Raw genomic sequence first — 8,793 nt, 5'->3', positions numbered from 1 at the left:
TTACTAAATACAGTTTGATTTGATATGATGTTATCCATGAAAGTCTCCTTTAGTCGCAGTCACGGATAACGTGGGTTCAGCTTCTACTTTAGGAGATTTTTTTGCTTTCGTCCATAAAAATAGCCCCTTATCAATTGATAGGGGGCTATTTAAATATATTTTTTTGCCTGTGGATACATATGCAATGCTAGTGGAATTTCTCCGTCTATTTAACCAATATTCCAGCCAATTTATAAATTAAGTGGAATTCTTCCGTCTATTAATCAGACTGGATATTTAACTTGTTCTCCCAAGCGGTAAGAACGGATCCTCATGTCCCTTATGCGGGAATCAGCATGTTTTTATCGACTAGTTGGGAAAGTATTTTTTTAACCGTCTTGTCACTTAACTTCAAATGCTGCTCGACTTCAATAGTAACGGCTACCACACTTGCTTTAAAAACATCCTCTCACCATGGGTGTGACCTTCTTGTAAGCGTCGCAACCTTTCACCAGTTCTTACCTGCAAATGACTTTTATAAAGGCTTGGTATTCTTCCTCAAATCCCATAGCATTTCTCCTCATAATCTATCAATTAATCAAAATTCGCTGACAAACCACAAATGATTTAGCTAAATTTGAGATCCCCTCTATCCTCAATATCCTCTAAAGAAGAAGATTATAACTATTCCTCAATCGGAACCATAAAATCATAATCTGGAACTCCATACTTCGCAAACATCTTTTCTCGATACTCTTCAAATGACAAATAAAAATTTTCAGGCGGGTTTCCAAATAGGATCGAAAATTCCCCGTTTTCATGAGAAACTAAGTAGCTTTTATCTTGGTTAACATTCTTGTCCATGATTTTTGATTTTAATTCTTCTAATTGTGCGTCTGTTAGACTACAATTCAAAATCACGTTTTCTCTACTTCCGTCTTTATTTACCAATATACACATACCGTGCCCTTCACTCGTCTCTTCCTTATATTCAATATTTTCTTTCGTATATTTCTCAATTACTTTGTTGTAATAATAACCACATCTCATACAAAAGGTGTGCTGCTCATGAGTTTTGTAATAATAATCTTCAAATGCAGAACGTCCACAACATGGGCATTTAATAGCGTACATATTCGATGCCACGATGAATCATCTCCTATATATAATTTTTTAACTTCGAATAAATTTTTAGAATTAGCGGGTATTAATGTGAAGTAAAAAAGAGGTTAAATGCGGTTTTGACTCGTGAAGGTAAAATAGGACATAAAAAATAAAAAAGAAAGGTGAGAAGAACGTGTTGCAGAGGAATTTGGGGATAGAGTTATTTTTAGTTTAAAAGTATTCTAAAATTTTTCAACCAATTTCTCTAAAAATTTCAATAAAATTTGCATCACTTCTATTTCTACTGATGAAAATTGTATGTTTTAGCCTCCCCATCCTTAGAAGGCATTTGACTTAAAAACTTCATTTTGCTTAAATAAGTTGTCTCGTCCTTACTCACGTAACCTCCGACAACCAAATAACCGGAGTTTTTCCGGTTAAATACAGAACGGAGCTATTTTTATGGTGTATAAGCGGAGATTTTCCGATTAAGCTGACCAAAATCCCTCATTTTCACGTTTTTTGAGTCAATAGGCGGAATTTCTCCGTCTATTTAACCAATATTCCAGCCAATTTATAAATTAAGCGGAATTCTTCCGTCTATTAATCAGACTGGATATTTAACCTGAACTTCTGCTGTTGTAGCCTCCCCATCCTTAGGAGAGGCATTTGGTTAAAAACCTCATTTACTTATGATAAGGTTCATTTCTATTAATCCGGTAAGCCCGATACACCTGTTCGAGCAAGATCAACCTCATTAGTTGATGCGGGAATGTCATTTTAGAAAATGATAACTTTTCATCCGCACGGTTCAGTACATCCTTACTTAAGCCGAGCGAACCTCCAATTACAAAGGCAATTTTACTTTTTCCATATGTAGCTAACTTATCAATCATATCCGCCAGCTCTTCTGACGATCGTTGCTTTCCTTCAATCGCCAGCGCAATGACGTATGTGTCTGGAGAAATTTTTGCTAACAGCCGTTCTCCCTCTTTATTCTTCACCTGCTCCATTTCAATGTCACTTAATTGCTCTGGAGCTTTTTCATCTGGAAGCTCAATCACTTCGACTTTGGCATATGCCGTTAGTCTTTTCAAATACTCATCGATACCTTGCTTTAAGTATTTCTCTTTAAGTTTGCCAATTGTTAATAATGAGATATTCACACTTCATCCTCACTTTACGAACAAGATATCCACAGAAGTTATCCACATGTCCACAATTTTCATCCACATCTTGTATAGGATCATTTGTTCCCTACCATATATATAGCATCATTTCGACAATATTCACAGGTTGTTGATAACTCATTTCCCTCAACTTTCATTAAGGTTGGAAATGTCTCAAACTCATCTACGACCGTATCTATGGCAAGATCTACGTGTTCCTCACAGCAATAAATCATGTTATTTCCCTCCTTCAAGATTCTCCAAACTTCAACAAAATCCTATGTGGATATCTTATATATAGTTTATCCAAAACTTATCCACATTCCTTTCCCATCCTACCAAAACTATCATGAAATTTCTATCCACAAAAAAGAAATGCAGACCGTAAGCCTGCATTTCTCTCACAACTATAACGTATTTCCACCCAGCTTTATCGTTGTTTCTTGAAGCTTTCCAGCACGGTAGAATTTAATTTTCAGCTGATCTCCGACTTTCTTTTTATTATATAGATGCTTTCTTAAATCAATAACATCCTTAATTGGATCACCGTCCATTTCAACAATCACATCCAAATCTTCTAACCCTGCTTGTTCTGCAGGTGAATTTGGATCCACTGTCATTATTACCACTCCAGATGTTACATCTTCCGGAAGTTTCAGTGTTTCTTTCTGATGATACGCTGATACTTCATTTACTGATTGAAGTTGAATTCCCATGTAAGGTCGCTTTACTTCACCAAACTCCTCTAGGTCACTAATGATTGGCTCAGCAGACTTTATTGGAATGGAGAGACCAATTCCCTCAACAGAACTTTGTGCAATCTTCATCGAGTTAATACCAATCACTTGCCCACTAATATTAATTAGTGCTCCCCCACTATTACCTGGGTTAATCGCTGCATCGGTTTGGAGTACTTCAGCCTGCCAATCAATCGCTCCGTCTTGGTTAATATCAACAGGAATCGCACGCTCTAAACCTGATACAATTCCTTGTGTAACAGAGCCTGAAAACGTTGCTCCAAGTGGATTTCCAATGGCGATCACTGGTTCACCAATTTTTAAGGCATCAGAATCCCCAAACTCAGCAATGGTTTCAATTTTGCTTCCATCCACTTCAAGTACAGCCAAATCGGTCCAAACATCACTACCTCTTAGCTTGGCTTCAAGCTTTGTTCCATCAGACAATGTGACCTCAAGCGAGTTTGCCCCTTCTATTACATGATGATTTGTTACAACGTACGCTTTGCCATCCAATTTTTTATAAATAACACCTGATCCTGATCCTGCTTCCTGTCTACTCGATTCTGACCAAAAACTTGTCGTTTGAAGGTTTGTAATTCCAACAACCGCATCTCCAGCTTTTTCTACTGCCTTTGTTATATCTGTCACTACGTTTAGGCTAACATTTTCTGTCCTAACCGCGTCGTTGTTTGTTGTGCCTTCTTCTACATCCGAGTCTGTTGAATATGGAAGAACACCAAAGCCAATTCGAGGCAAAGCAACCACAATAAGAAAAACACCTAAAATGGCTCCAACTAGACTTGCTAAAAAGTATCCTCCTCGATTTCCTTTTTGTTTTCTGTACCGTGTTTCGTAGTCTTGATCATAATAACCCACGATTCACCAATCCTTTCAAACAATCATGATCTATGTAGTTTGTATCTATATATATAATATAATCCCTTCTTGCTTGAGAATAAACCAAAAAGGTGACCCGAAAGTGAAGTGACCCCCAAAAGTTAAATTTCTACTCTAACTTTTGGGGTGCAGTACAAAGTCGGAATCACCTTTTATACCGCCGTTAACACAGTTGGAACTTTCGGATCGGTATCGTATAAATCAAATTGCTCTCCAATGATGATGCCCTTACTTTGAAGTGTTTGCTCAACAGCCATCTTTGCTAGATCCTTCATATTGTTATCCTGACTTAAATGAGCTAGATAAATACGCTTTGTTTGATCACCAGCTACTTCACTCATCGCAATAGCTGCATCCTCATTCGATACATGTCCAACATCACTTAAAATTCGGCGCTTAATACTCCATGGATACTTTCCCATGCGAAGCATTTGAACGTCATGGTTGCTCTCAAAAACAAACACATCTGCGTTATGAATGATTCCCTTCATACGATCGCTAACATAACCTGTATCTGTAATTAAGACGAGCTTTTTTCCATCCTGATGAAATACATAAAACATGGGTTCAGCCGCATCATGAGACACCCCAAATGATTCAATATCCACTCCACCGAAGCTTTTTACCGTTTCCATATCAAAAGTAAATTTCTGCTCGACAGGAATTTCCCCAACTAAATGGTTCATAGCCGCCCATGTTTTAGCGTTAGCATAAACAGGAAGATTATACTTTCTCGCTAATATTCCGACCCCTTTAATATGATCACTATGCTCATGGGTAACAAAAAGTCCAGACAACTTACTAATATCACGATCAATTTTTTGAAAAAGTGCTTCCATTTGCTTCCCACTTAGTCCTGCGTCTACTAGGAAGGATTGACCTTCCGATTCTACATAAATCGCATTCCCTGTACTCCCACTCGCTAGGATACTAAAATGCAATGACATACTATTCACTCCAATTATTTTCTTCGTCCTTTAGTTGAATGACTTGTCCTTCAAAGGCATTCACAAATAAATTCTCCCCTCCGTTTAACACAAAGCGCCACGCAGGTGTTAATACCTGTGAAGAAGTTAAACGAACAAGTGTGTAATAACCAAACTCGACTCTTTCTATCTTTGTTCCATACGGTAAATAGCCATTTTCATAAAGTGTTTCTATCGCTTTGATGGGCTGAATAATTCTTTCATCTTCCGACAGCTCCTCGATTTTATCAAGGAGTGTTTGTTTATAGGAAACTACTTCATTATCGCTATTTAAATAGAACGTGATTTGGCCGCTTGGATTTTTATATAGTAGCTTTTCTTGGTACTGCTGATAGTAAGTAATGCTTTTTTCGTTTTCATCTCTTCCCCAGTAACGATACTGGTCACCATTAATGACTGAGCCTTTTAAAAACGCATCTAATTCAGGTGGTTGACCTTTGCTACTCACTTTTAGGGGTGTATCTAATTTGGATTCAATGTTTTGATTGTTCCTTATCGTAATGGTTTGACCGCTGAGTGTAGTATCAATAAGCATTTCAACCTCTTCCTCTGAAAACACCCTCGGTACCGTACTTAAGTACTTGTCCTTTTCAAAGTTTTTTGGAAGATCATTGTATGAGATTTCATCCGCCTTTAATCGGTTTTCTAAAGAAGGATTGGTCGCATATTCATACTTGGTTGCGGTACGTATCTTTAAGAATTCATTCATAAGATAGATATTTAACACGAAAAAGGAAAGGATAAAGATGGTTTTTATTCTACTCCAATCCATGCTTTATCCCTCCATCTTCACTGCTGGGCACCATTTTCCACTCATCATTATACTTATAATACCAAGCAGGTTCTAAAAAAATTACATCCTGGCTATCCTTAGACATGTGATAGCCTATCGTAAGATCCTGAAGAAAATCAAGGTCAAAACCCTCAATATTTGTCAGTTGCTCTAGCACGTTTGTACCAGAGGGCAGAGTGATTTCAGTGGCTTCCACTCTACTTCCTAACATAAAGTTACTTCGATAATACTTATTAATCTCACTAGCATTCCAGATTTGTAAAATTTCTGATACTCCATTATCGCCAAAGATTGGGTAACCACTTAAATCATATAAACGGAATAAAATCACCTGTTCCGACTGGTCCATTCCTACATATCGATAATTATCCGTCCAACCCCCATGGCTGTTAATAAAATCAATGCTCTTTTCCAGGAGATTTTCCGACTTCGTGGTTGTTCCACTCTCTACATTTTCTGTTTTTAGATAGGAAACCGTATTGGTTTCATAATTGACACTCATCAATGTAGTAGTATCGGTATATTCTTCACCGAAGGAACTATAATTTTTGGACACTAAATTGGGGTCACTAAACAGAGCATCCCGAAGTTTTTCCGTTTGTATCTTCAAATATAGATATTTATATAAGGCAATTTTTACTGGATCTTTTCTAAGCATCGTAAAACTTTCCCGGTTAATTGGTTCATAAAGAGCAAACTTTTCATTCGCACTTATGTCCATTAAATAACGTTCTTTAAAGTCATTAATATAAGAGGCTGAAACATAGGCCCGAAGCACTTCTTGTTCTTTCGAGGAAATAAAATATACGACTCCTCCCTCTCTTGTTTCCGGCTCTAAATCAATAACAATTCGGTCAAAGTTACTTTTAGGAATATCATTACTAGGTAATTGTAACGCGCTACGATACTCCTTTAAAGGAACAATATCAGGAAAAATAAGTTCTAAAGCATTTTTATCATAAATAAACGACGGGATATTTTTCACTAAATCCGAAATATCTTCAAATTCACTAAATCCCCATAAGCTTAATTCTTTCATTGTTTGATCAATTTCAAAGGAATCAAATGTACCATAGTGTTTCTCCCCTTGATGGAAAAACAGTCTTTCAGGGCGGACAATTTTGCTCAATTCCTTTGTTTCACCAAGCGATACCTCTTCAACGGTGTTTCCACTTTCCTTCAAAGTGTCATAATTGGGCTGATATGTCCACAACATCCACGTAAGAAGAATGCTAAAAACGACAAGAATTAATAGGACGATAGACTTTATCGTTTCATACTTCATGTCCAGTCATCCTCCTCATTTCGATCATAAGGGAGGGTGAATGAGACCGTCGTCCCTCTCCCTTCCACACTTTCGGCCCAAATCTCTCCTCCATGGGCTTCTACCATTTCTTTTGCGATGGCTAGTCCCAGACCTGTCCCACCAAGCTTTCTAGTTCTTGCTTTATCCACTCGGTAAAATCGTTCAAAAATCTGCTGAAGATTTTCACTTGGAATGCCCATTCCTTGATCACTAACACTAACTATAATATGATCTTCCCTTTCCTCCATTTTAAAGGTGATTTTTCCACCCTGTGGGGAATACTTCATGGCATTCGAAATAATATTATCAAGAACTTGTGTAAGCTTATCCTGATCTCCCTCAACAAAGGCACCTTGCTCTAATAGTTTTCGTTCAAAAACAGTATTTTCGTCCTTTATAATCTCAAAACGATCAATAATTCGATTAAAGAAATCAACAAAATTAAGCCATTCCTTCTTTAGTCGATAATCCTTACTATCCATCTTGGAAAGTTGAAGCAAATCATTTACTAAACGTATCATACGTTCTGTTTCTGTTTGCGTAACACTTAAAAAGTTTGGAGCGATTTCCTCGTCCTTCCAGGCACCATCTGATAATGCTTCTAAGTAACTTCTCATCGTCGTTAAAGGTGTCCGTAACTCATGTGACACATTGGCAACAAATTCTCGTCTCTCTAAGTCAATTTTCTCTTGTTCCGTAATATCATGAAGAACCGTTATTAGACCGTTCACAAATCCAGTTTCCTTTTGAATGACCGAAAAATTCGCCCGTAGAATCAGAGGCTTTGTAGCCGTGCTATAGTCCAAAATAAGTGACTCTTTCTCTACCAGTAAATCTTCAAACGTATAGTCTTCTTCTAAGCCTAGTAAAGACACAATGGAGCTAGATAGTATTGTTTCACGTGAAACGCTCAAGAGCTTTGCTGCAGGTTCATTAATGAGGATTACACGTCCTTTTCGATCGGTAGCTACCACACCATCTGTCATATAGGAAAGAACAGATGTTAACTTTCGACGTTCTCCCTCAGTGGTTGCTTGTGCCTCTTGCAACTTTTTTGTGAGATTATTAAAAGTAATGGCCAATTGTCCAATCTCATCATATCCGAAAACTTTCACCTTTCGAGAAAAGTTCCCTTTTGCCATTGCCTGTGCTTGCTTTCGCATATCAGAAATAGGCCTTGTAATCGTTTGTGCAAGTAGAATTCCAAGTACTGCTGTAATCAATAATGCAATACCCGTTCCTGTGGCAAGAATATTATTAATGGTCTTCATTTGTGAATACACATTTTCTTTTTTCGCTACCAAGTAAATAGCACCAGTCACATCATCATCAGAACGAACGGGTGTAACTAAAATCCAAATCCGGTTTCCAGTCTGTGGATCTATTTGAGTAACATCTTCCCCTTCATCGGCAGAAGTAGCAATGACTCGTCTAATTAATGTATCCGTAGATCTTTGACCTACGATTCCTTGATTATAAGGATCTGATGTGCCAATAATTCTTTGAGTACTTGCCTCAATTAAACGAACCTCTGAAATATCTGTCGTTTTCAAATCAGACAGTATCTTCTTTACAGCCTCTTCCAGAGTGGGCCCCTCATCATCGGTGTTACGTTCCTTGCCCAATTCTTCCCCTAAGTAATAGGCTAAAAGATTAACTCTCTCTTCAATAGAGGTTTCAAAATTTCTTAATAAGGTACTTTCAAGCTGTCTGACAAAATAGACACCGATAATTTGCATTGCAATTAAAATTAACAATACATAAATCATTACAAACTTAAGATGAATAGATCGAAAGAAACCAACCTTTTTCATTTACT

General features: G+C 37.4%; 8 protein-coding genes. All 8 read right to left on the bottom strand.

The annotated features are described in order from the left end of the window. Positions 1–663 precede the first annotated feature (663 nt). The 8 genes from ACFFHF_RS15760 to walK all read right to left on the bottom strand — a co-directional run bounded on the left by ACFFHF_RS15760 (position 664) and on the right by walK (position 8,788). The gene (locus ACFFHF_RS15760; RefSeq protein ID WP_160547720.1) at positions 664–1,125 is read right to left on the bottom strand and encodes a hypothetical protein; all 462 of its coding nucleotides are present in this window, start codon (positions 1,123–1,125) and stop codon (positions 664–666) included. A gap of 644 nt (positions 1,126–1,769) precedes the next feature. Next, positions 1,770–2,249 (bottom strand): 23S rRNA (pseudouridine(1915)-N(3))-methyltransferase RlmH, encoded by a 480-nt coding sequence (gene rlmH / locus ACFFHF_RS15755; protein WP_340906087.1) that lies wholly within the window; start codon positions 2,247–2,249, stop codon positions 1,770–1,772. Positions 2,250–2,329: 80 nt separating this feature from the next. Further along, positions 2,330–2,488 (bottom strand): CxxH/CxxC protein, encoded by a 159-nt coding sequence (locus ACFFHF_RS15750; RefSeq protein ID WP_340906089.1) that lies wholly within the window; start codon positions 2,486–2,488, stop codon positions 2,330–2,332. A 171-nt stretch (positions 2,489–2,659) separates the two neighbouring features. Continuing rightward, on the bottom strand, positions 2,660–3,868 hold the full coding sequence (locus tag ACFFHF_RS15745; RefSeq protein ID WP_377058560.1) for a S1C family serine protease: 1,209 nt from the start codon (positions 3,866–3,868) through the stop codon (positions 2,660–2,662). A gap of 173 nt (positions 3,869–4,041) precedes the next feature. After that, positions 4,042–4,836, bottom strand: coding sequence for an MBL fold metallo-hydrolase (locus ACFFHF_RS15740; RefSeq protein WP_340906093.1), 795 nt, complete (start codon positions 4,834–4,836; stop codon positions 4,042–4,044). 1 nt (position 4,837) lies between these two features. Further along, positions 4,838–5,647 carry a two-component system regulatory protein YycI gene (locus tag ACFFHF_RS15735; protein WP_340906095.1) on the bottom strand — a complete coding sequence of 270 codons (810 nt, stop codon included), beginning with the start codon at positions 5,645–5,647 and terminating at the stop codon, positions 4,838–4,840. Continuing rightward, on the bottom strand, positions 5,634–6,953 hold the full coding sequence (locus ACFFHF_RS15730; RefSeq protein WP_160547716.1) for a YycH family regulatory protein: 1,320 nt from the start codon (positions 6,951–6,953) through the stop codon (positions 5,634–5,636). The genes ACFFHF_RS15735 and ACFFHF_RS15730 overlap by 14 nt, the downstream gene beginning before the upstream one ends. Next, a complete protein-coding gene (gene walK, locus ACFFHF_RS15725; protein ID WP_160547715.1) occupies positions 6,950–8,788 on the bottom strand; it encodes a cell wall metabolism sensor histidine kinase WalK in 1,839 nt (612 codons plus the stop codon). The genes ACFFHF_RS15730 and walK overlap by 4 nt, the downstream gene beginning before the upstream one ends. Between the last annotated feature and the right edge of the window lie 5 nt (positions 8,789–8,793).

This window comes from Robertmurraya beringensis (genome assembly GCF_042433785.1).
GTDB lineage: Bacteria > Bacillota > Bacilli > Bacillales > Cytobacillaceae > Robertmurraya_A > Robertmurraya_A beringensis.
Note: the sequence above shows the minus strand (reverse complement) of the source record. Positions and strands in the feature narration are given on the sequence as shown.